Source organism: Pseudomonas fluorescens (assembly GCF_000802965.1).
Taxonomy (GTDB): domain Bacteria; phylum Pseudomonadota; class Gammaproteobacteria; order Pseudomonadales; family Pseudomonadaceae; genus Aquipseudomonas; species Aquipseudomonas fluorescens_A.
Genome location: NZ_JSAK01000040.1, coordinates 16,435 through 40,242, shown reverse-complemented (window position 1 = coordinate 40,242; position 23,808 = coordinate 16,435). Strand labels below are relative to the sequence as shown.

The following is a 23,808-nucleotide window of genomic DNA, read 5'->3' as shown; positions in this document are numbered from 1 at the left end:
CCAAGATCAAAGTATTGATGTCGGACGCAGCAATCCGATGAAATTACCTGAGTTAAAGGGCCATCACCCTCCGATCTCAGGTGCCGTCGAAGTCATGTGCCAGACGACTCGTGTTTTTTGATAGGGCATACCCACGTACAAGGGCGCGAAACCAAGGGATACTCAGGCTGAACCCACGTACAAGTGACGTCTCGCACCTGGCTCGCATAAGCTGGAGCTGCATCGTTGGACTCCGACGACACTGGATGCGAAACGAGCGGTTGTTCGATATCCACTCACTCTACGGGCCTCGCGCCTGGGCGGCGAACATGATGAACAGAAATGACCTGCGTCACGCCGATATGAATCTGCTGGTTGTCTTCGAAACCATGATGCGCGAACGCAACGTTACCCGGGCCGGGGAGAGGTTGTTCCTGGGACAGACCACGATCAGCTGCGCACTCGGAAGGCTGCGTTCGATGTTCAATGATCCGCTGTTTATTCGTACTGGCCGGACTATGGAGCCGACTGCCCGCGCAGACGAAATCCATGCACGGCTCGCGCCGGCGCTGGATGGCATAGCCGTCGCCCTGAGCTGTACCCGGACTTTCGATCCGTGCACTAGTGAAGGGACGTTCCATGTCGGACTCTCTGATGACGTCGAGTACGGGCTGCTTCCACGCTTGATGAAGCACTTGCGTGACGAAGCACCAAACATCACCTTGGTGGTACGCAGGGTGGACCAACGGCAATTGGCCCATCTGCTTACCTCTGGGGAAATTTCCGTGGGTATCAGCCTTGCGCAGGAGTTGCCGGCCAGTGCCCATTGCAAGAGCCTGCGACCGATGCAACCAATGCTACTGCGCGCCGATTCGATCCCCGGCCCCTTGACACTGGATGACTTCTGCAAACGGCCTCATGTTGTGGTGTCTTCAATGGGAAATGTCATCGACGATGCCGACCATGCCCTAGGTCTGATCGGGCGGCAGCGCAAGGTGGTGCTGGCGGTACCGCAGTTCAGCGCCTTGCCTGCTTTGCTGACCGACAGCGACATGGTTGCCATCGTACCGGACTACGTTGCCCAAGCCATGGTGCGACTGGAGGGAATGCGTGCCGAGCTTGCACCGTTGGATCTGCCGACGCCGGACCTGTCCATGGCCTGGCGCGGCGCGATGCACAACGACCCACGTGAAAGCTGGTTACGTTCGTGTTTCTGTCGTTTTCTCGGCGAACAACAGGAACAGTCCGCGGCCTGAAGAAGGGGGCGGCTTCAGATCGATTCGCGCAGCGATCTCTATATCTTCGGCGTCACGCTTTACCAGATTTTGACCGGCTCGCAGATGCGCACGGTACTGTGGGCGACGACTCGCTAGGCGTTGATCGAGCGACGGGACGGCGCCTTCAGTTCTATTCACGACCGTATTCATGAGGCAGCCTATTCACGGATCCCCAGGGATTCACGCGACGGCCTCTCCCCGTACGTAAAGCCACCGTTCATCAGTACCAGCCCGGTATGCCTGTCGCCTACAAGTCGGCACTCCGCTTAATACTTAGGTTTAGAAGGAGCATATTAATGGGTCTATTAAAGTAATCGTACGTACAAATGTAATCTCACAACCCATGCGATATATTTCACATTAAAGGTTGTGGAGGATTTTATCGTGAGCAATATAAGAACCAGGATAGCAAGCGGCCTTTCATCTCTGCGCTCAACAATGGCTGCCTGCTTAACGCTAACAATAGCGAGCATATTCAAGCACTTGAATGCTATAATATTTGAAAGCCCCCTGCCCGTTGCGCTCCGCAACAGCAGAAAATCGCAAAAATGTTTATTTAGTTCTCCATTGATATTGGTGAATATCGAACAGGCAGCAGACAACTTACCTATAGGCGCACACCTGATTAGCCCACGTAAGTTTTATATGCATCATGGAATACATGTTGGCGGCGGAGACGTTGTTCACTACTCTGGATTCAGCAGTGCACTCAAATCCGGCCCTATCGAAGTAATTGACCTTGAAATCTTCGCAGATGGCAAGACAGTCTGGATGCTTCAAGAAAAATGCGAGTATTCCAACGATGAAATCGCTAATCGTGCGCGCTCAAGAGTCGGCGAGAGCCAATACAAAATTCTATCCAACAACTGCGAGCATTTTTGTAGTTGGTGCACCAGTGGAAAAAGTTACAGCGCTCAAGTCAAAGCATACCTGCATTGCCCACTTTTTCTTTTATCTTTTATTTCAACTTTAGAACCATTCCTTACTGCATGATTTCCATCAAGCCTCCCAAGCGGTTACAGTCGTACAACGAGCTTCTCAACACGCACCAAGGCGCTGTGCTATACTTTTTTCTCTCCGGATTTCTCAAAGAGAATCGTGTATGAAAGGCAATCTTCCATCCAATGAGCCGGGCAGTAAAAATTTTATTGTGTTCGTGGTGGATGACGATGCCTCGATACGCGACGCATTAAGTAGTCTTTTGCGCTCGGCCGGGATAAGAGTTGAGACGTTCGCGTCCACTGCGGAATTTCTTCAGCAACCGAAGACAAATGGCGCCAGCTGTTTAGTACTTGATGTACGACTTCAAGGTAATAGCGGTCTGGACTTCCAACGTCAGTTGGTTGAATCAAACGCAAACATTCCGATTATTTTCATCACCGGCCATGGGGACATTGAAATGTCCGTTAAGGCGATGAAAGCTGGTGCCGTGGATTTTTTGGCAAAGCCGTTTCGTGAACAAGATCTATTGGACGCGGTGTCAGCCGCACTTCAGGCCGATGTCAGACGCCGGGAAATCGAGCAACAACTTTCAGACCTGCATACGAACTACCAATCGCTGACAGTTCGTGAAAAAGAGGTTATGGCACTTGCAGCCAAAGGTCTGATGAACAAACAGATTGCCGGACAGATGAACCTGAGCGAGATCACCGTGAAAATTCACCGCGCACATGCAATGAAAAAAATGTACGCAAAGTCCTTTGCAGACCTGGTTCGAATGGCTCAGTCATTAGGGATTGGACATAATAGTTGATCAGAACGGTAGGCCTGATTGGTTTAAAAAGCCCGAACGTCCGACGCTCTAGTATCGGGGATTGGGCGTGGTCCCGAATGTACCAATGCAACACTAGGTATCAGCGCGGAGTCCATATATTTCCCGATTGATCTTGCTACAACCGGACCATATTCGGGATCGGCCTTGGAGCAATTGATGATATGACGTTGTTAGACATTCTGGGATACCGAGCGGAGTGAACGCGCGGTGTTGCCAAATAACGCTTATTTCTCCTTCGCAGTCATGGTCATCGTAGGGTCGATGATCCCAATGATCGGCGGCACCGGGCAACTCCAGCGGCGGGCCACGCCAATCCGGTTGGTCCGCCCATTCACCCTGGCTGTTGGACACATAAGACAGCGAGCCACCATGGTTACCGTGAACGCGCATTGCGCCATCACGATGGAAGCTGTGTACTGGGCACCGGCCGTGTTGACCGGAATCTGGTAATGATTGAAGCCCAGTCGATAGCGCGCCGCATCACTATAGGAAAACAAGTGCGCCTGCAACATCCGCTCCGGAGAAAAGCTGATGCTCGGCGCGATACTGGAGGGGGCAAACGCTGCATGCTCGACTTCAGAAAAGACGTTTTGCGGGTTGTGATTGAGTTCGATGAAACCGACCTCGATCAGTGGGTAGTCACCATGGACCCAGACCTTAGTCAAGTTGAGCGGGTTGACCGGATGAGACTTGGCCTGGGCCCCGGTCATGACTTGGATGTACAGCGTCCAGCTTGGAAAATCCACTGCCTCAATGTTGTCGAACAAATCGCGGTGGTGGCTTTCCCGATCCTCGTCGATCAGGTGTTCGAGTTCTTCATCGCTGAGGTTCGCAATGCCTTGCTGCGTCTTGAAGGTGAACTTTACCCAGTGCCGCTCATTGTTGGAATTGATGAGTGCCAAAGCCGTGCTGGACCGATAACTGCGCGGGATCCCCCGTTGGCTCATGACGATGGTGACCTGCTGCAGGCAGCGAAGACCAGAAGTCCCAGTTGCTTTGTGCGTTACGCATTCCCGTGTACGGATCGCGTTTTCACCGCGTGATTTGGGTCGAGGAAGCGCAATGGGGCGCTGAAGAAAAACTCCGGGGTATTCTGCCTTGTTCGGTATAGAACTTCATGGCAAAGCCGCGAATGTCCCTCTGGGCATCGGCTGCCCCCCGCTCTCCGGCCACCGTCGAAAAACGGATGAACATCGAAGTTTGTTTTCCTACGGCGCAAAACAGATTGGCTTTTGTATAGCGGGTGATGTCTTCGGTCACGATAAAGGTATCGAGAGCGCCAGCACCTTTGGCTTGAATACGACGTTCCGGAATCACTTCGCGATCGAAGTGGGCGAGCTTTTTCTGCAGCCGGACATCTTGTAGCAAGGCGGGCTCACGGGGGCCGGCGGTCTGGATGATGAAGTTGTTAACGACGGGGGGCCGTTGACCGTTGTCAGTCTGTTTTTTGACATGGCTTTGGTTCTAGATAGAGCGGGCTCTTAAAAAAAGCTACGGGGGTGACGACGAGAGGGTTTAAATCGATATGATCTTTCGATACATCGTACCTCTCGTATTCATCCGCCTACGGCAGGACGAACCCGGCGTCGCCGTAGCTGAGGCGGGAAGCAATAAGAACGGTGATGCGCCGAATCAGCTGCGCAAGAAGGCCAGCAAATCGTGGTTGCACTGGTCTTTATGGGTTTCGGTCAGACCGTGCGGCGCACCCGAATACACTTTCAAAAGCGCGTGCGGTACCAGTTTCTTCGAAGCGCGGCCCGCCGCGTCGATTGGTACAATCTGATCGTCATCGCCATGAATGATCAGGGTCGGCTTGTCGAATTTTTTCAGGTCCTGGGTGAAGTCGGTTTCGGAGAACGCTTTCACCGAATCGAAGGTGTTTTTGAAGCCGCCGGTCATCCCCTGCCGCCACCAGGAGTCAATCATGCCCTGGGAAACCTTGGCGCCTGGACGGTTGAAGCCGTAGAATGGACCGCTTGGAATGTCTTTGAAGGTTTGCGAACGATCGGCCAGCATGCCGGCGCGAATGCCATCGAACACCTCGATAGGCAAACCGCCCGGGTTGGCAGGGGTCTTGAGCATCAGAGGCGGAACGGCCGAGATCAGGCCGATTTTCGCGACGCGTGAAGTGCCGTGGCGACCGATATAGCGCGCCACTTCACCACCGCCGGTGGAAAATCCGAAAGCGTTCACGTCGCGCAGGTTCAGCGTGTTGATGACCGCGGCCAGATCGTCGGCGTAGTGTTCCATGTCATTTCCGTCCCATGGCTGGCTCGAGCGACCGTGGCCGCGACGGTCATGGGCAATCACGCGGAAACCGTGAGAAGCCAAAAAGTAGGCTTGGTAGTCCCAGCTATCGGCATTCAACGGCCAGCCGTGGCTCAAGGTGACGACCGGGCCATCCTTCGGGCCCCAATCCTTGTAATAAAGCTCAACACCCTCTTCGGTAACGATCGTTCCCATGATCCGCTTTCCTTTAATGTTGGCTAAAGCGGTTTTGGCGGGAGTCTGCGCTGACGCAGAGGTCGGCAGGGCCGCTACGGCCGCAATAGCCAAGCCGCCCAGCAATAGTTTTCGACGCAAAGACTCGTCAACTGAAAGTGAAGAATTGTCAGCCATGTACATGCTCCTGATAGTTCGGAATACAGCCGTTAAATATGAGCAAACACTATTGGTTATTTTTTATGTAATAGTATATGCGCCTTGTTACCTGACAAATATAAATTGAGTGAGTAGTTCAATCCATGATATGAGCAATGAAGCACTCATACTATTCGTCTTTGTAGATTGGTGAAGCGCACATACTCTAAATATTTTTTCCCCGTTTTCGCCATTAGTGTTCGCCTATCAATAACTACGCCAGCTTCATTGATGAACGTAAACAACATACCAGTTCGCGACTACGAATAGCGAACGAGGCACCGTTACTTTCCAGTGGTCTTTCCTATGGGTATAAACGACAGGGTGTAAATCACAGGACTTCAACGAAAGCCCATTTGCTAGGATCGTTCATGCACAAGCCTCGCTTACTCATATCTCAAGTTGTATATCAAGGCGCCAGACAGCAATTGAACGCCCTATAATTCGACGTGAGTTTTAGTAAGATTGAGACGTGTAGCGGTTCAAAACTCAGCATTCAGAGTTTTCGTATCGCGAACAAGACTATGACGCCCTGAAAGGGCCCGCCATGACATATGACCCTGATTTTCAGCCATTTTTCGATTGCACCGGACATAGGTAACTACACCCCTACCGTCTATACCCATTCCCTTGACAAGCCTGCGTGCAGAGCTTATTCCGGCACTCCGCTTGAACAGGAATGGTACAAATAGCAATGACTGGTCCCCGACAAGAGCAAACGACAAGCACACGACCGAAAAGGGAAATGATCCACGCCCCTGCCCCCCTTCCCTTGGAGCGACCTCGGCACCTGGTCTTCGTCGCCTATCAAAAAGTCGGCCTGCTTGATTTGACCGGTGCCCAGACGGTGTTCTGGACCGCGTCCAAAGCGATGCTTGAGCGCGGCTTGCCTGGCTACCAGTTACATACCGCGAGCCTGGAAGGCGGCCTGATCAAGACTGCCGAAGGCCTGACCGTGGAAACCTCACGGCTGGATCAGTTGACCGAATTAACGATCGACACATATATCGTGCCTGGCGCCCCTGATATTTCCCAAACCCTGGACGACTATGAAGACCTTGTAAATTGGCTGCGCACCACTTCGCACCAGGCTAAACGTACTGCCTCGGTGTGCAGCGGTGCTTTCCTGCTGGCCAAGGCCGGATTGCTCGAAGGCCTGCGCGCAGCCACTCACTGGGCAATGTGCGACACGCTCATGCAACGCTTCCCTTCAATCGACGTCGATGCCGACGCAATTTTTATCCAGCAGGGTTCGGTCTGGACCTCGGCCGGGGTGAGCGCCGGTATCGATCTGGCCCTGGCGCTTGTGGAGGCTGACTGCGGTCACGAAGTGGCCATGCAAGTGGCCAGGGAAATGGTGGTATACCTCAAGCGCCCCGGCGGCCAGGCACAGTACAGCCAATTGCTGCAATCTCAGTCCAAAGACGGTGCAGTATTCGAGCACCTACACCTGTGGCTTGAACAGAACCTGGGCGACGAAACACTCACCGTCGAGCGTCTGGCAGAGCAAGCGCGAATGAGCCAGCGCAACTTCGCCCGGGTCTACAAGCTCAGGACTGGCCGTACTCCGGCCAAGTCCATCGAACTGTTTCGTCTGGAGGCCGCAAGACGGATGCTGGAGAACTCCCCGCGCAACATTGACCAGATCGCATACCTGTGTGGCTTTGGCGACGAAGACAGGATGCGCAGCACCTTCCAGCGCAATCTGTCAATTTCTCCCCGGGACTATCGCAGCCGTTTCACGCGTGCTGACTGACCAGTTATCGATCCGGTACGGGTACACCTAGACCTTCGGAGCTGGCAGAAACTCGGGGTTTTATGGCCTATGTGATAGGCAGCGCTGCTTTTAGGATGAGCGTCCTATTGGTATTCCTGTCAGAGCAAGCTCATGAAAAAGCATATTTTGGTTATTGGCGCAGGATTCGGCGGAGTCTGGAGCGCATTGAGCGCTGCTCGGCAGTTAGACATACATGATCGTCAAGATGTGCAAATTACTGTACTCGCTCCCCAGGCCGAACTGCGGATTCGCCCGCGCTTTTATGAGGCCGATGCCCACAAGATGTTCGCCCCACTGGATGAGTTGTTCGAGTCGGTGGGTGTGCGTTTCATCAAGGGTTCGGCCAATAGCATCGATGAGCAGGAAAAAACCGTCGGTTACTTTAGCGAGTTTGGTAACCCGGGCATATTGCGCTACGACCGACTGGTGCTGGCATCAGGCAGCCAACTCGTTCGTCCTAATGCAGGAGGTATTCACGAGTACGCCTTTGATGTTGATCAGATCGAAGAGGCAGTCTACCTGGAGAAGCACCTCAATACCCTCAAGGACCAACCCTATAGCGTCGCGCGGAACACAGTCGTTGTTGCCGGTGGCGGCTTCACGGGTATCGAAACCGCAACCGAGATGCCCGCGCGCCTGCGCGCCGCACTAGGCGACAACACTGATGTGCGGGTGATAGTCGTGGATAGGGCTCCTCAGATTGCGGCTGCCATGGGCGATGGCATCCGTCCTGTGATTGCTGAGGCATCAGAGCATCTGGGCATCGAGTGGATTCTGAACGCTTCCGTTTCCTCGGTCGATGCGCAAGGCGTAACCCTCGCCAATGGCCAGCGGATCGAGGCCAGGACTGTGATCTGGACCGTGGGTTTTCGCGCCAGCCCCCTGACCGAGAAACTGACAGGTGCGCGCAACGCCCAAGGGCGGCTCCATGTTGACCACAACCTGAAGGTTTTAGGCCAGGCAGATATATTCGCCGCTGGCGACGTTGCGTATGCCGCCACCGACGATCTCGGAAACTTCTCGGCGATGTCCTGTCAGCATGCGATCGCCCTTGGCCGACATGCTGGAAACAATGCCGTCGCCGATCTGTTGGGTGTAACCCCGACCACCTACCGTCAACCCAAGTACGTGACCTGTGTGGATCTCGGCGCGTGGGGGGCAGTGTTCACCGAAGGTTGGGACCACAAACCAAAATTGATTAAACAGGAAGCAAAAGAACTCAAGACCCAGATCAACACGCAGTGGATCTACCCACCGGCCGCCGATCGTGCCACAGCCTTGGCTGCGGCCGATCCACTGATACCGGTGGTATGAGATTCGCCCACCTATAATCTCGCTAACCTTGGCAGACGGGGGATCGGGTGAATTGCAGGATTCAGCTTTGCATCTTTTCCAGCACGAAGGATGTCGTCTCGAACGGCGTCCTGGCTGCCCCAGCCTTTGGCCTGTTTTATCCAGACCGGCTCACCAGTGCAGATTTCAGCGCACGAATGGTGGCGTTATTGAAAGCTGATTGAGGGTATTAGGTGCCATAAGGTGGAGTCAATCGAGGGGAGTTATCTTTGAACTTGCATCGTTTGGCGACGATGCAATTGTTCACTCCAGGACAAATCCTCAGATTCCGCGTGGGGTTTCTTCCCCGTGAAAACTAAAAATATACCAACTCAAATTGGACGTTTGCGTCCAGCCAACAAAACGTAAATAGAGATTTCGATGAAAACCGTAGCGCAGTTACTCACCTCCAAGCAGAAGCAAAATATCTATACGATTGCGCCTCATGCTACCGTCGATGATGCATTGAGCATGATGGCTTTGCGTAACATCGGCGCCTTGCCTGTGGTCGAGAACGGGCGATTGGTTGGTATCGTCAGCGAGCGTGATTATGTGCGCAAGGTCCATCGCCATGGGCTCCCTTCAACTGAAATCCAAGTCGCTAGCATCATGAACTCACCAGTGCTAACGGTCGCACCGAATCAAACAATCCGCGAATGCATGTCGCTATTCACCGACCGTTATCTTCGACACTTGCCAGTCGTGGACGAAAATCAGCTGATTGGACTGTTATCCATTGGCGATATCGTCAAAGCAATGATTGCAGAACAGGATCAATTGATCGAGCAATTGGAACAGTACATACGCGGGCATTGATCATCGCGTACCAGCTTGGTTACCAAGCAGGATCGCCTATCCTCCCCTTCTTTTTGGACGTGGCTGATGGTAGCGGCCTACAACGGCAACCGCTGGGCCACATTGTGCAAGGTGCTGGGCCACGAAGAAGGGATCGCCGACCCGCGCTTCGTCAGCTCCGCGCAACGGGTCATCCACCGCGCCGAGTTGTGCGCAGCGCTGACCGATGTGTTCATCAGCAAGCCAACGGCTCACTGGCTGCACGTATTGCATGAAGCGGACGCTCTCTGCTCGAAGGTGGCCGACTACAGTGATCTGATGAAGCATTCGCAGATCGCAAGCAATGGCATGTTGGTTGAGCACAAGCATCCTGTGCAGGGTGTCGTGCGGGTCCCGGGGGTCCCCATCAAAAGCGTGCAGGCTGCGCAAACACCCTATACGCCAGCCCCGAAAAAACGGTGAACATTCTCGCTCGGTGCTGCTCGACTTTGCGTTTTCCGAAGCACAGATCGCCGCGCTACAGGCATAGAAGGCATTGCACTTTAGCGACCCCTTTGAAGGCCAATGGCTAAACCCGGGCTCTTTCATCGCGACGCGCCCGGGTTTGTGCTTTTCTGCAAAACACGCCTTTATTCAAGCTCGCTGTAGATGTCGCCGGCTTGTTCCCCGCCAGCTTTGCCCCCTTCCTTACCCAACAGTCACCCCTGCGAAGCTGCCTTCGCCACATAGGTTGTCCCACTCATGCGGACACAACTCCTGCCCGATAGTTTCCACGCGGTCCAAGCGAGGAACCCGGTTCGCGCGTGACTACGACATCCCGTATTAAACCACTACGAAACTCCGTATTTATACGCAAGTTCGTGATCCGGTCATGAACTGGGAGGGATCTAAAAACTCGAAAAAAATATTTTATTCGTTGTATATCAATAGCTTGAAGATTATCTCAAGCAGCAGAATTCAAATGGCACGCTTCTCGCTCCAGTCCCTGTAACTGATCGGCCGATCCCGGCCATCGATAACAGCAAGCACTACTGGAGACGACAACATGCCCAATGTGGATATTGCCCACTACCAAGACGGCGACTTTTTGGTGAACTACGAAGAAAAGGTCTTCGAGGACGTCAAGGCCGCTGAGGGTGACAAGGCCCTGCTGACCTTCCACACGATCGCCTTCGAAGGCTCCATTGGCCTAGTCAACATGCTGCAAGCCAAGCGACTGCTGCGTAAGGGTTTTGAAACCAAGATCCTGCTCTACGGGCCAGGCGTGCAACTTGGCGTGCAACGCGGGTTCCCCACCCTGGGCGCCGAAGCCTTCCCCGGCCACCTGGCCGTCAATAACCAGATCAAGGCATTCATGGCGGAAGGCGGTGAGGTCTATGCCTGCCGTTTCGCCTTGCAGGCCTTGTATGGCCAGACCGAAAAAGCCCTGATCGAAGGCATTCGTCCAATCAACCCCCTGGATGTCATGGATCTGCGTCTGCTGATGCGTCGCGAGGGCGCGATGATCATCGATACCTGGACTGCCTGAGTCGCGGCCCGCCCGCCCCACGCAGGAAACGGGCGGGCCTGCAAAGACCTTTAGCCTCCCGCCACCGCCTCAAGGAACTAATCCATGCCCGTTATTCGCGCCGCCGCTGTGCAGTTCAGCCCCGTGCTCTACTCGCGTCAGGCAACCGTCGACAAACTCTGCCGCCAGCTGCTGGAGCTGGGCCGCGAAGGCGTGCAGTTTGCTGTCTTTCCGGAAACTGTGGTGCCGTACTACCCCTATTTCTCTTTCGTGCAGCCACCCTTTGCGATGGCCAGGCAACACCTAAAGCTGCTCGAAGAGTCGGTCACCGTGCCCTCGGACGTAACCCGCCAGATCGGCGAAGCCTGCTGCGAAGCCAACTTGGTCGCCTGTATTGGCGTCAACGAGCGCGATGGCGGCACGATCTACAACGCTCAGTTGCTGTTCGACGCCGACGGAACGCTCATCCTGCACCGGCGCAAGATAACCCCCACCTATCACGAGCGCATGGTATGGGGCCAGGGCGATGGTTCCGGCCTGCGCGCCACCGACAGCGCCGTCGGCCGCATCGGCGCACTGGCGTGCTGGGAGCATTACAACCCACTGGCCCGCTACGCGCTAATGGCCGACGCAGAACAGATTCACGCCGCGATGTTCCCCGGCTCTCTGGTCGGGCAGATCTTCGCTGATCAGATTGAAGTGACCATCCGCCACCACGCCCTGGAAAGCGGCTGCTTTGTGGTCAACGCCACTGCGTGGCTCGATGCCGGGCAACAGGCACAAATCATGGCCGACACCGGTTGTACCATCGAACCGATCTCCGGTGGTTGCTTCACGGCAATCGTCTCGCCGGAAGGCAAGCTGCTCGCAGAGTTGACCGAAGGCGAAGGGGTGATCATTGCCGACTTGGATTTCGCCTTGATCGACAAGCGCAAACGCATGATGGATTCAGTCGGCCATTACAGCCGCCCGGAATTGCTCAGCCTGCAAATCGACCGCCGCGCTACTGCGCATGTGCATGAACGGTGCGAGGCTTGCGAGCATGAATAGCCAAATGATTGCCAGCGATCTGCTGGCCCAGTTGCAATGCCATGGCGTTCGCTGGCAAGGCGCTGAAGGGCTCAGCCGCAAGGGCGGTGCGGGGCCGTCGGACCACAAGGCGTTGAGTCTGGGCGCACACACCGCCATGGTGCCGATGCTCAACCGCGCATCGCTGAACTCGCCCTACTCCGCCGTACCTGACGTTGGCGGCGGTCAGGCGCTGATCTTTCGCGAAGGCTTGCAGGTTGGCCAGGTACAACTGCCGGGCGTGCCGAATTTTTACGGATTGAGCACTGAAGACGGCACGCAGTACTGGAAGATCGCGACGCTGCACAGCAAGGATGTGTTGGCGACAACTATACTGCAACACTGCATCCGCATGAACGAAGCAGCCACTTCGTGCCAGTTCTGCGCCATCGACCAATCCCTGGCATCAGGCAAGACTATTGCCCGCAAGCGCCCGGCACAATTGGCGGCGGTCGCAAAAGCGGCGGTCGAACTGGACGGCGTCAAGCACATGGTGATGACCACCGGTACGCCGCAAACGCCCGACCGTGGAGCGGCAATCCTTTGCGAGTCAGCGGCGGCCGTGACGGCCGCGGTGGACCTGCCGATCCAGGCACAATGCGAGCCGCCGGACGAGGATGTCTGGTTCCAGCGCCTCAAGGATAGCGGCGTGGTCTCGCTTGGCATGCACCTGGAGGCAGTCACCGACGAAGTGCGCCAGCGGATCATGCCGGGCAAGGCCGAAGTACCTTTGCAACGCTACTTCAGCGCCTTCGAGGCCGCGGTCAAGGTCTTCGGCCATGGCCAGGTCAGCACTTACATCCTCGCCGGGCTGGGCGACAGCGAGGAGGCGATCGCCAACATGTGCGAAAGGCTTGCACGCATGGGCGTGTATCCCTTCGTTGTTCCCTTCGTACCGATCGATGGTACCCCGCTGGCCCAACACCCAAAACCCGACAGCGCCTTCATGCAACGGCTCTATCCGCGTATAGGTGCGAGCCTGCGCCGGTATGGCCTGCATTCGAACAACATCAACGCCGGCTGCGCCAAATGCGGCGCCTGCTCGGCCCTGAAACATCACGAGTGACAGGAGCCTGACCATGGCCGAACACGCTTTTGCCTTGAGTGAAGACACTTTCCGGGATTTCCTCGCCGACGATTTGCTGGTCAAGCCGGCCAGCGAAACCTGGGAGCGCATCGGCTACTACGCACTGCGCCGCGGGGTGTTCTGTGAAGAGCAACGCTTGCTGGAGAAAGACAAGGACGAACGCGACTTTCAGGCCATTCCCATTGTCGCCATAGCCCACCACTGCGGCATGCCGGAACAGGTGATCGGCGCCGTGCGGATCTACCAGACCGATTCCGGCGTCTGGTTCGGTGGTCGACTCTGCGTGGAGCGGGCCTACCGCCGCCACGGCATGATCGGCAAAGCCCTGGTCAATGAAGCCGTATCACGGGCCATCGACCTGGGCTGCCAGACCTTCCTGGCCACCGTGCAGATCGCCAACCAGCAGTATTTCCATGGCTTGCACTGGCAGACTCTCGAGGCCATCGAACTGCTTGGCCAGCCCCACGTGCTGATGCAGGCAGACCTTGATTGCTACCCCTTCATGCCGCGTCAGGTTACCTTGACGCCTCGCCGGAGCCGTCGCCATGGGGACTGATCTGCGCACCCTGTTGGCGGCCCTGAAAAACACGCCGGCGATGCTTTCCAAACAAGCCATCCAGCAACCGGCGCGAGCGCTCCCGACGCGGGCTTGCAGCGACGATGAACGCTACGCGTTACCCGGTGACGACACCGCAGCCATCCGTTGTGGCGATCAATACCAACTGCTCGCCATCGAGGGCATGCTGCCGAACTTTGTCGCCCAGGCCCCATGGTTCGCCGGCTGGTCGGCGGTCATGGCCAACGTCAGCGACATCACCGCCATGGGCGGCCGTGCCACAGCAGTGGTCAATGCCTATTGGCACCACGATGTCGACGCAGCCGACAGCGTGCTCGCCGGCATCCGCGACGCCTGCAGCGCCTATGGCCTGATCCTCGCAGGCGGTCACACCAGCCTAACCCCCGACAACCCGACAGCACTGGCCGTGGCGATCACCGGCTGGGCCCGCAGCCTGCTCTCGAGCTTTCACGTCGCACCCGGCCAAACCCTGGCCATGGTCGTGGATCTGAACGGCCAATGGCACGGTCAGGCGCCCTACTGGAAAGCCTTCGAAGGCGTACCCGGCGAACGCTTGCGGGAAAAGCTCGAAGTCATCCCACGCCTGGCCGAGGCCGGCCTGTTAGTGGCTGCCAAGGACATCAGCAACGCCGGGATTCTCGGTTCCTTGCTGATGCTGCTCGAGCCCACCGGATGCGGGGCCCGCATCAATCTCGATGGCCTGCCCCGGCCTGGAGATGCACCCCTGGAGCGCTGGCTGCAAGCCTTCCCCAGCTACGGCTTCCTGTTGACCCTCAAGCCAGAAGACCTGGCCACCGTGCAGGCGGCCTTCGCCTTCGAAGGTTTGCACTGTGCGCCAATCGGCACGATCAACGACAGCGCCTGCCTCGACGTACAGCTGGCCGACCAGCACGACCAATTCTGGAACCTGCGGCAACAGCCCTTTACCGGCTTCAGCTACCCCAACCTGATCAAGGAGCACTGACATGCCCGCCGTCAACATCCGCTTGCGCTGGCCCGATGGCCAGGAGAGCAACGCCTACTCGCCGTCCACCACCATCTTCGAACACCTGCAAGCGGGCAAAAGCTACCCCATGGCTGAATTTCTGCGCCGTGCCGAAACCGGCCTCAACAGTGCCTCCGAACGGGTCAGGCAGGTCAAGGGTTTCTATTGCAGCGCAGCGATGGACACGCTCGGCAGCCTGCGCCTGAGCGCGAACAAGTTCACCGCATCCGAGGCGCTGGTCGAGGTATTGGAAATCAAGACCCAGGGTGCCGGCCAGGTGAACTACGCCGGATTTTCCGAAATTTGAATCACGACTTTTCAGAGGACCACAGCATGACCCACTACAAAGCGATCGTCATCGGCGGCGGCCAGGCCGGCCTTTCGGCCAGTTACTACCTGCAACAGCAAGACATCGACCACCTGGTGCTGGAAAAGCACACCCTGACTCATACCTGGCGTAACCAGCGCTGGGACGCCTTCTGCCTGGTGACGCCAAACTGGCAATGCGCCCTGCCCGGCTATCCCTATGCCGGTGACGACCCGCACGGGTTCATGAAAAAGGAGCAGATCATCAGCTACCTGGACGGCTTCATCGCCAAGGTCAACGCCCCGGTGCGTGAAGGCGTGACCGTGCTGCGCATGAGCCCTCGCGCAGAAGGCGGTTACCTGCTCAACACCAGTGCAGGCGACTTCAGCGCCGACCAGGTTATCGTCGCCAGCGGCGGCTACCACACCCCGATCATTCCGCGTCTCGCCGAACGCCTGCCGGTCGAGATCCGGCAGATTCACTCCGAACAATACCGCAACCCCGATGCGCTGCCAGAGGGCGCGGTCCTTGTGGTCGGCTCCGGACAGTCCGGCGCGCAGATCGCCGAGGACCTGCACCTGGCCGGCCGCAAAGTGTTCCTTGCGGTGGGCGATGCGCCGCGCTGCGCGCGCTTTCACCGGGGCAAGGACGTGGTCGACTGGCTGGCCCAGATGGGCTACTACGACATTGGCGTTGATGTGCACCCGCTGCGCGAGGGTGTGCGCGACAACACCAACCATTACGTCACCGGCCGCGACGGCGGGCGCGACATCGACCTGCGTCGCTTCGCCAGCGAAGGCATGCAACTGTTCGGCCGCCTGGACAGCCTGGACGGCACCACCCTGAAGTTCGCCCCGGACCTTGGCAGCAACCTCGACGCCGCTGACGCCGTGTACAACAGAATCAACGCGAGCATCGACAAGTACATTGCGGAAAAAGGTATCGAGGCCCCTGCTGGCACTGCCTACGAACCGCTGTGGAAACCCGGGCAGGACATCACCGAACTCGACCTGGCAGGTTCCGGCATCACCAGCATCATCTGGTGCATTGGCTTCCAGCCGGACTTCACCTGGGTCGACGTCCCCGTGTTCAACGGCCGCAGTTATCCAGGTCATCAACGCGGCGTAACTTCCCAGAAGGGGCTGTATTTCCTCGGTTTGCCCTGGCTACACACCTGGGGCTCGGGGCGGTTTTCCGGGGTGGCGCGCGATGCGCAGTTTGTGGTCGAGCATCTGGCCGCTGGCCGCTGATTTTTCGACTGGCATTTATCCGTCGGCCCTGCGCGGGCCGACGTCAGGGGTTCAGCATGCATAACGTCAGCCTCGAACAGACTTACCTCGCCGGCATGCCCAATCTGGCCTACACCGGCTTGTCCGAAAACTGGCTGCTCAAGGAATGCGGTCACCAGCATTGGCTGGCGCTCGCCGCACTGTACGACCGCCCTCTACCGGACTTTGTCGACCCACAGGGGCGCATCGCCTATGCCGCCTTCACCCTGGTCAAAAGCCAGGGGCTGCAGTTGCAAGCAATCACCGAAAATCGCTCGTTCAGGATAGAAACAAAACTCGGCCGGGCCGGCCAAACCCGACATTACAGCGAACAACGGCTGATGCTCAGCCAGCGCTGTGTCGCAGATATCAGCCTGATGTCGACCTTTGTCAGCCGTCACACGCCGGGGGATAATCGTAGCGTCGCCAAAGCCTGCCTCAAGGGCGCCCAGCCGATCGAGACCACCCTCCCCACCTCCCTGCAGGCCTTACATGCGTTCGGCAAGCAACTGCGTAAAACCGACTGGCTCAAGCACTTCGAGATCAGCCGTACCGCGTCGTCAACAATGCCGGTCTTCTCATTCACCCCTTGCCCCGACGTCGACTTCAATGGCGCCGAATTTCTTTATTTTGCCAACTTCCAGGCGCTGGTCGAGCGCGCCGAGTGGAGTGTCTTGGGGCTGCGCCGCCCGGGATTGGTACGGCAACGGGAAATCCATTTCCACGGGAATCTCAACATAGGTGACAGCGTTCACGTTCAACTGCGTACCGCTGAAGCTGGCCAACACTCGCGGCATTGGTGTGAGATTTTTCGCCAGTCCGACGGCTACAAACTCGCCGATGTCTTTACCGAGAAAACCTGGCCTCGGGAGTGCACAAGACCATGACTCATTCTCCTTTGTACCGCCCCCAAGGCTTGCAACTCAAAGCGCTTTACCGCCACGGCGACCTGACCGGCATCGAGCATCTGGACAGCGATCCGGGAAAGCCACCTTATCTGCGCGGCCCCTACACCAACATGTACACCCACAAACCCTGGACGATCCGCCAATACAGCGGTTTTGCCGACGCCAAGTTGCCCAATCAGCGTTTGCGCCAAAGCCTCGCCGAGGGCGCCCAGGGACTGTCTGTTGCATTCGATCTGCCGACCCATCGTGGCTACGACTCCAACGACTCTCACTGCGCCGCCGACGTCGGAAAAGCTGGCGTGGCCATCGATAGCGTCGAGGACATGCTCGAGTTGTTCGACGGCATCGCACTGGACCGGGTCTCCGTGTCGATGACCGCAGTATTGCCGGTTCTGGCAGCCTTTATCGTGGCCGCCCAGGAGCGTGGTATCGCCATGGAGCAACTGAGCGGGACCATCCAGAACGACATTCTCAAAGAGTTCATGGTTCGCAACACGTACATCTTTACCCCCGAACCCTCACTGCGTATCTGCACCGATGTCATCGAATACCTCGCCCGGCACATGCCACGCTTCAACCCGATTTCGGTGTCCGGTTATCACTTCCAGGAAGCCGGCGCCGATCCGATACTCGAATTGGCACTGACCCTCCTCAACGCACGTACCTATGTCGAGCAGGCGCGACTTCGAGGTCTGGATGTCAACGCCTTTTGCTCGCGAATGAGCTTTTTCTTTGGCGTCGGCAACGACTTCTTTACGGAGGTGGCAAAGTTGCGGGCTGCGCGGGTTTTATGGAACGAGATCAGCGAACAACTGGGGTCTGACAACCCGAGCGCCAGGGCCATGCGCATGCATTGCCAAACCTCCGGCTGGACGTTGTGCGCACAGGAGCCGATGAACAATGTCGTGCGCACGACTGCACAGGCCATGGCCGCGGTATTTGGTGGTACCCAGTCACTGCATACCAATGCCTGGGATGAAGCCCTCGCGCTGCCCAGCGAAAGTTCGGCACGGCTGGCAAGCAATACCCAACAAATCCTGCAAGCAGAAACCGGTCTGTGCAATGTCATCGATCCTTGGGCCGGCTCTTACATGATGGAGTCCTTGACCGCGACGGTGTGCCGTGAGGTGCGCGCGTGCATTGCACGGATAGACGGCGAAGGCGGCGTGGTCGCGGCGATCAACAACGGCTCCATCAGCATGATGATCCATGCCCAGGCAGTCCAGACACAGGCGCGGCTCGATAGCGGTGAGCTGCGACGGGTCGGAGAAAAGACTGCGCGCGCGACATCCCAGGCCCTCCATACGACACATTCGGTGGAAAGCTTCTTGGTCCGTCAGCGTCAAATTCACCGACTCAAGCAATTGCGTATCAGGCGAGACGAGGCAAAGGTGCAGGCGCACCTTCAGGCACTCACCCATAGCGCGCGGAGCGGTCAGGGCAATCTGCTGGAACTGAGCATCGCCGCGATCAGCGCCAGAGCGACCGTAGGCGAGTGCACGAAGGCACTTGAAAAAGCCTGGCCTCGTCACCGTCAGGCACCTGCTTTTCTGCCCGACGGCTATGGTTCCCTCGCGCCGGATCGCCTGGTTGGTCAGCGCTTTGTGAACGTACTTCACACTTTTCGACACAGCATGGCCGGCCGCCACAGGTACTGCTCGGAAAACTCGGCCAGGATGGCCATGACCGCGGATTCCGCTTGATCGCCTCCGTACTCGTCGAGGCAGGATTCAGGGTCACGATGCTGCCACTGTTTCAGAGTCCAGCTGAGTTGCTGGCCTCCATGGACGGCGCCGGGCCGGTCGACTTGATCGGGTTTTCCAGCCTAGCAGGTGCGCACAACGAAATACTCTGCGACCTGCTCGACCATCTGCATCGCCAGCGCATCGACGTCCCCGTCGTGTTGGGCGGGATCATTGCGCAATCGGACATCGCCTCGCTCACCGCGCAGGGTGTCAGTGCTGTCTTCGGTCCCGGGGAGGATCTGGTCGTAATTGCCCAACAGTTGATGAGCCTTGTCGAGCAACACTCGTTTCCTGTCGTTAATCCGGCCACCCAGGCCTTTGCCAAGACCTAAGTATCACTGATTGATCGAGTACAGGTCAGCGGCGCCGAAACAGCGGCCGGGGTTCAATCACCGAACGTCCATACAGCACGCTCATACCGGCCAGCCCTTTCAGGGCATCTTCAGGGGATTTGTCTTCACGCACGGCAAAACTGGTGAACCCGCACTGGCGCATATGGCTGAGCTGATCGCGCAGCACGTCGCCGATGGCGCGCAACTCGCCTTCCCAGCCCTGTCTCGTTCGCAGCAGATAGGCCTGGCTGTAGCCGCGTCCATCGCGAAAGCTGGGAAAATCCAGGGCGATCAGTGGCAAGACACCCAGCCACATTTCAAGGCTTTCCAGATCGTCATCGGGCCCGAGCCACACGCCATCCACGCTAATTTTTTGCAGCTCGCCCTTCTCCTGTCGCTGGCGCCAGCGAGCCAGTGGCAGGATCAGCGGGCCGGCCGGGAGTTCTCCCTCGGTGTCGCGAATCAAGGTCCAGTGATCATCCACAACGTGACGCGCCCCTCCTTCGCACAACATCAGCAAATTGTTCATGCCAGGGCCTCCGCGTGCTTGGGGTAGACCCGCTCCTTGAACGGCTCGATACCGATGCGGGAAAAGGTATCAATGAAGTTTTCCTCGACTTCGCGATAGTCGACGAAGGTGTCGACGATCCGCTCGATAACATCCGGAATTTGCTCGGCGCTGAATGACGGGCCGATTACTTTGCCCAATGCCGCGGCTTTGCCCTGAGCGCCACCCAGGGTGATCTGGTACCACTCCATGCCGTTTTTATCGACGCCAAGGATGCCTATGTTGCCGATGTGGTGATGACCACAGGCATTCATGCAGCCGGAAATGTTCAGGCTGAAATCGCCCAGGTCATGCAGGAAGTCCAGGTCGTTGAAACGCGCCTGGATCGCCGCGGTAATGGGCAGCGAACGAGCATTGGCCAGGGCGCAAAAATCACCACCGGGGCAGGCAATGATGTCAGTCAACAAGCCGGCATTGGCCACCCCCAGACCTTGCTCGCAGGCCCGCGTCCACAGCGCGAACAAATCGCTCTTGTGCACATCCGGCAAAATCAGATTCTGCTCATGAGCGATACGTATCTCACCGAAACCAAAAAGCTCCGACCAGTCGGCCACCGCCTCCATCTGCTCTGCCGTCAAGTCGCCAGGCGGTGTGTCCGCCCCGGGTTTTGTCGACAGCACTGCACTCACATAGCCCGGAACTTTATGCCCCTGGGTATTACGCGAGACCCAGCGTGCAAAGTCTGGAGAAGCCATCAGCTGACTGCCAAAACTCAGCTCGGTATCAATCACCGATTGATACGTCGGTGCGACAAAGGCACGGGCGACACGTTGATATTCGGCCTCTGTCAGTTGTGCCGGGCCATCCTTGATTTGCTGCCACTCCTGTTCGACTTCAGCGGCAAAAGCTTCGATGCCCAGCGACTTGACCAGGATCTTGATTCGCGCCTTGTACTTGTTGTCACGGCGTCCGTGACGGTTGTAGACCCGCAGCACCGCTTCGACATAAGACAGCAAATGCTCCCAGGGCAGGTCTTCGCGGATCTGCTGCGACAAGATCGGAGTACGCCCCAATCCACCGCCGACCATCACCCGCAAACGCATATGACCGGCTTCGTCGGCATACAGGTACAGGCCGATGTCGTGCATCATGATCGCCGCGCGATCCTGTTTTGCAGAACAGATGGCAATCTTGAACTTGCGGGGCAGGTACAGAAACTCCGGGTTGATCGTCGACCACTGGCGGAGGATTTCCGCTAAAGGTCGCGGGTCCATCAGTTCATCGGCCGCGACCCCGGCAAAGGCTTCGGTGGTGATGTTGCGCACGCAATTCCCCGAGGTCTGGATCGCGTGCATGTCCACTTCTGCCAAGTGCTGCAGAATCTCGGGCACCTGGTGCAGTTGGACCCAGTTGTATTGCAGGTTTTGCCGGGTGGTGAAGTGCCCGTAGCCGCGATCATAGTCGCGAGCGATTCGCGCTAGGGTGCGCAACTGCCGCGCCGACAGAGTGCCGTAGGGTATGGCCACCCGCAGCATATAGGCGTGCTTTTGCATATACAGGCCGTTTTGCAGACGCAGCGGCAGAAACTCCTCTTCGCTCAGCTCTCCCGCTTGATAGCGTTCAACCTGATCGCGGAACTGCTCCACACGCTCCAGAACCAGTGCACGGTCGTAGTCGTCGTATTGATACATGGTCGGGACCTCATCAGTGTTTGCCCTCTCGCACGGGGCAACTTCGATGGGGCCAATATGCGCTTGCGCAAATATTCGTTACAGATTCAGGTAATGCATAAAAAACCGGATCAGATACTGGCTAATCCATACGGCACTCACGCCTGATCTGATATCGCTTTGTCAGTATTTTGTGGTTCTGTACTTAAACAGCACCAGTCAATTGCACCCTTCACTTCGCCCACCATTACTCAAGCAGATCAAATCCATCTGAGACGGTTTTTTATTGCTCATCTGATGCTGTCAATGAATCACGCACTCCCGTAGATATACGAAAATTCGTAATGCCACGAGATATCGTACCCATGAGCGAGACCGACTCCATCAGCGGCTGGGCCGACCTGGCCTACTCTTCGCGACACATGGTTTTCGAGCATTGCACCGAAGCCATTGCCCTGCTCGACCCCTTCTCTGATCGCTTGGTGGACCTGAACATCGCAACCTGCAAGTTGCTCGGTTACCCGCGTCAGGAACTGCTTGATTTTCCTGTGAGCAAGCTGTTCGGGCATCAGTTGCCGGACTTGATCGTGTTTACCCAAGCCGTCATGGATAAAGGTCGAGGCTGGACTGAAGAACTGAGTTGCAACTGCAAGACCGGTGAGCGCATCGAATTGGCGATTTCCGCCACGACCTTGCAGATCAAGGGCCAGCAGCAGCTTATCCTGGTACTGCGCGAACTGAGCCATGAGAAATACCAGCGCGACCAAGCCCACACTGAACGCACCATGCGTGGCGGCCTGATCGAGTGGCGCAATATCCTCAATCTGTTCCAGGAGTCGGAGCGCGATAACCAGTTGCTACTCAGTTCGGTGGGGGACGGCATCTACAGCATCAACACTGAGGGCTTGGCTACTTTTGTCAATCCGGCTGGGGCTCGCATGCTGGGTTGGGAGCCCAAGGACATGATTGGAAAGAACATCCACCGCATTCACCACCACACCCATGCCGACGGCAGCCATTACCCGGTCGAGAGCTGTCCGATCTACAAGGCGGTGCGTGATGGTGTGGTTCATGAAGGACGCCAGGAGATCTTCTGGCGTCGCGATGGTAGTTCGTTCCCGGTAGAGTTCACCAGTACGCCAGTGATTTCCGATGGCCGAATCGTCGGGGCCGTGGTGGTCTTTCGCGATATCACCGAACGGCGCAATACCGAAAACCAACTGCAAAGTGCGCTTGATGAACTCCAGGTACTCAAAAAACGACTGGAAGAGCAAAACGCCTACTTGCAGGAAGAGATTCAAATCGAGCACAACTTCCGCGAGATCGTCGGCCAGAGCGCCCCAATTCTAAAAATCATCAAGCAGATCGACGTAGTCGCCCCTACCGATGCCAGCGTGCTGATCAACGGCGAGTCGGGTACCGGCAAAGAATTGATAGCCCGCGCGATTCATCAGGCCAGCCGCCGCAACGCAAGCCCGCTGATCCGGGTCAACTGCGCGGCGATTCCCGCCGAGTTGTTTGAAAGCGAATTCTTCGGGCACATCCGCGGCGCCTTTACCGGTGCAGTCCGCGATCGTGTCGGGCGCTTCGAACTGGCGGATGGTGGCACGCTGTTTCTCGACGAGATCGGTGAAATCCCCCTGGAACTGCAAAGCAAGCTGCTGCGGGTTTTGCAGGAGGGCCAGTTCGAACGGGTCGGCGAGGAGCGCACGCGCAAAGTCGATGTCAGGATCATCGCCGCCACCAATCGGGACCTGCGTCTGGAGGTCGCGGCCAAGTGCTTTCGCGAAGACTTGTATTTCCGCCTCAACGTATTCCCGATCCAGTCTCCCGCGCTACGCGATCGTCCCATGGACATCGCTCTTCTCGCTGCGCACTTCCTAAAACAGACCGCAAAGCGGCTGAACATGCCCGGGCGTCGTCTGCGCAATTTGGATATCGAGCGCCTGCAGCACTACTCTTGGCCAGGCAATATCCGTGAACTTCAAAACGTCATCGAACGTGCGTTGATCACTTCAATCGGCGAAGACCTTACCCTCGATCTACCCGAAGAGCAGAAACACAGCCCTCATCTGACTCAACTGCCCAGCGCCTCGCTCACGATCATGACCGATGCCCAGTTGCGCGAACTAGAGCGCAACAATATGCAGGCTGCACTTAAGGCCGCTGACGGTAGATTGTTCGGCAAAGGTGGGGCAGCTGAACTGCTCGGGCTGAAACCCACTACATTGGCTTCAAGGTTCAAACGGCTGGATATAAAGCCCGGATAGAA

21 protein-coding genes and 1 pseudogene are annotated in these 23,808 nt (G+C 57.1%); 18 read left to right on the top strand and 4 right to left on the bottom strand.

Going from position 1 to position 23,808, the window contains the following annotated elements; translation table 11 throughout:
* Positions 1-311 precede the first annotated feature (311 nt).
* The 3 genes from NL64_RS27520 (at position 312) to NL64_RS27515 (ending at position 3,009) form a co-directional block, all read left to right on the top strand.
* Positions 312-1,235, top strand: a complete 924-nt coding sequence (locus NL64_RS27520) for a LysR family transcriptional regulator (RefSeq protein ID WP_034151230.1) — start codon at positions 312-314, stop codon at positions 1,233-1,235.
* Between the two features lie 405 nt (positions 1,236-1,640).
* Entirely contained in the window at positions 1,641-2,249 is a 609-nt protein-coding gene (locus NL64_RS29935) for a lecithin retinol acyltransferase family protein (RefSeq protein WP_080758159.1), read from the top strand.
* Between the two features lie 109 nt (positions 2,250-2,358).
* A complete protein-coding gene (locus tag NL64_RS27515; RefSeq protein WP_034151213.1) occupies positions 2,359-3,009 on the top strand; it encodes a response regulator transcription factor in 651 nt (216 codons plus the stop codon).
* Between the two features lie 23 nt (positions 3,010-3,032).
* Here the strand turns inward: NL64_RS27515 and NL64_RS27510 are convergent.
* Positions 3,033-4,484 (bottom strand): annotated as a pseudogene (locus tag NL64_RS27510) (catalase).
* A 178-nt stretch (positions 4,485-4,662) separates the two neighbouring features.
* Positions 4,663-5,493: an alpha/beta fold hydrolase gene (locus NL64_RS27505; protein WP_216594591.1), complete on the bottom strand. Its 831-nt coding sequence runs from the start codon at positions 5,491-5,493 to the stop codon at positions 4,663-4,665.
* 922 nt (positions 5,494-6,415) lie between these two features.
* On the opposite strand from NL64_RS27505, the gene NL64_RS27500 reads away from it, so the two are divergent.
* The 14 genes from NL64_RS27500 (at position 6,416) to NL64_RS30830 (ending at position 19,358) form a co-directional block, all read left to right on the top strand.
* Positions 6,416-7,426 (top strand): GlxA family transcriptional regulator, encoded by a 1,011-nt coding sequence (locus NL64_RS27500; RefSeq protein WP_034151211.1) that lies wholly within the window; start codon positions 6,416-6,418, stop codon positions 7,424-7,426.
* Positions 7,427-7,558: 132 nt separating this feature from the next.
* Positions 7,559-8,761: an NAD(P)/FAD-dependent oxidoreductase gene (locus NL64_RS27495; protein WP_034151210.1), complete on the top strand. Its 1,203-nt coding sequence runs from the start codon at positions 7,559-7,561 to the stop codon at positions 8,759-8,761.
* Between the two features lie 399 nt (positions 8,762-9,160).
* Positions 9,161-9,595, top strand: a complete 435-nt coding sequence (locus NL64_RS27490; protein ID WP_034151209.1) for a CBS domain-containing protein — start codon at positions 9,161-9,163, stop codon at positions 9,593-9,595.
* A 66-nt stretch (positions 9,596-9,661) separates the two neighbouring features.
* On the top strand, positions 9,662-10,036 hold the full coding sequence (locus NL64_RS27485; RefSeq protein WP_253277128.1) for a CoA transferase: 375 nt from the start codon (positions 9,662-9,664) through the stop codon (positions 10,034-10,036).
* 583 nt (positions 10,037-10,619) lie between these two features.
* Complete coding sequence (locus tag NL64_RS27480; RefSeq protein ID WP_034151208.1) at positions 10,620-11,102, top strand: MSMEG_0572/Sll0783 family nitrogen starvation response protein; 483 nt, start codon at positions 10,620-10,622, stop codon at positions 11,100-11,102.
* Between the two features lie 84 nt (positions 11,103-11,186).
* Complete coding sequence (locus tag NL64_RS27475) at positions 11,187-12,131, top strand: Nit6803 family nitrilase (protein ID WP_034151207.1); 945 nt, start codon at positions 11,187-11,189, stop codon at positions 12,129-12,131.
* 4 nt (positions 12,132-12,135) lie between these two features.
* Complete coding sequence (locus NL64_RS27470; protein WP_034151206.1) at positions 12,136-13,215, top strand: MSMEG_0568 family radical SAM protein; 1,080 nt, start codon at positions 12,136-12,138, stop codon at positions 13,213-13,215.
* Positions 13,216-13,228: 13 nt separating this feature from the next.
* Positions 13,229-13,792 carry an MSMEG_0567/Sll0786 family nitrogen starvation N-acetyltransferase gene (locus NL64_RS27465; protein WP_034151205.1) on the top strand — a complete coding sequence of 188 codons (564 nt, stop codon included), beginning with the start codon at positions 13,229-13,231 and terminating at the stop codon, positions 13,790-13,792.
* Positions 13,782-14,777 (top strand): sll0787 family AIR synthase-like protein, encoded by a 996-nt coding sequence (locus NL64_RS27460; RefSeq protein WP_034151204.1) that lies wholly within the window; start codon positions 13,782-13,784, stop codon positions 14,775-14,777. The genes NL64_RS27465 and NL64_RS27460 overlap by 11 nt, the downstream gene beginning before the upstream one ends.
* A 1-nt stretch (position 14,778) precedes the next feature.
* Positions 14,779-15,105, top strand: a complete 327-nt coding sequence (locus tag NL64_RS27455; protein WP_034151203.1) for an MSMEG_0570 family nitrogen starvation response protein — start codon at positions 14,779-14,781, stop codon at positions 15,103-15,105.
* A 26-nt stretch (positions 15,106-15,131) separates the two neighbouring features.
* A complete protein-coding gene (locus NL64_RS27450; RefSeq protein WP_052321324.1) occupies positions 15,132-16,355 on the top strand; it encodes an MSMEG_0569 family flavin-dependent oxidoreductase in 1,224 nt (407 codons plus the stop codon).
* 56 nt (positions 16,356-16,411) lie between these two features.
* Positions 16,412-17,260: a Pnap_2097 family protein gene (locus NL64_RS27445; RefSeq protein ID WP_034151201.1), complete on the top strand. Its 849-nt coding sequence runs from the start codon at positions 16,412-16,414 to the stop codon at positions 17,258-17,260.
* Entirely contained in the window at positions 17,257-18,984 is a 1,728-nt protein-coding gene (locus NL64_RS27440) for a methylmalonyl-CoA mutase family protein (protein ID WP_253277126.1), read from the top strand. The genes NL64_RS27445 and NL64_RS27440 overlap by 4 nt, the downstream gene beginning before the upstream one ends.
* Positions 18,981-19,358, top strand: coding sequence for a cobalamin-dependent protein (locus NL64_RS30830; RefSeq protein ID WP_253277125.1), 378 nt, complete (start codon positions 18,981-18,983; stop codon positions 19,356-19,358). The genes NL64_RS27440 and NL64_RS30830 overlap by 4 nt, the downstream gene beginning before the upstream one ends.
* A gap of 25 nt (positions 19,359-19,383) precedes the next feature.
* Here NL64_RS30830 and NL64_RS27435 read toward each other — a convergent pair whose 3' ends face one another.
* Both NL64_RS27435 and NL64_RS27430 read right to left on the bottom strand, forming a co-directional pair.
* Positions 19,384-19,887: a DUF934 domain-containing protein gene (locus NL64_RS27435; RefSeq protein ID WP_034151200.1), complete on the bottom strand. Its 504-nt coding sequence runs from the start codon at positions 19,885-19,887 to the stop codon at positions 19,384-19,386.
* Positions 19,884-21,557: a nitrite/sulfite reductase gene (locus tag NL64_RS27430; protein WP_034151199.1), complete on the bottom strand. Its 1,674-nt coding sequence runs from the start codon at positions 21,555-21,557 to the stop codon at positions 19,884-19,886. The genes NL64_RS27435 and NL64_RS27430 overlap by 4 nt, the downstream gene beginning before the upstream one ends.
* A gap of 344 nt (positions 21,558-21,901) precedes the next feature.
* Here NL64_RS27430 and NL64_RS27425 point away from each other — a divergent pair, with 344 nt between their 5' ends.
* A complete protein-coding gene (locus NL64_RS27425; RefSeq protein ID WP_034151198.1) occupies positions 21,902-23,806 on the top strand; it encodes a sigma 54-interacting transcriptional regulator in 1,905 nt (634 codons plus the stop codon).
* Positions 23,807-23,808 lie beyond the last annotated feature (2 nt).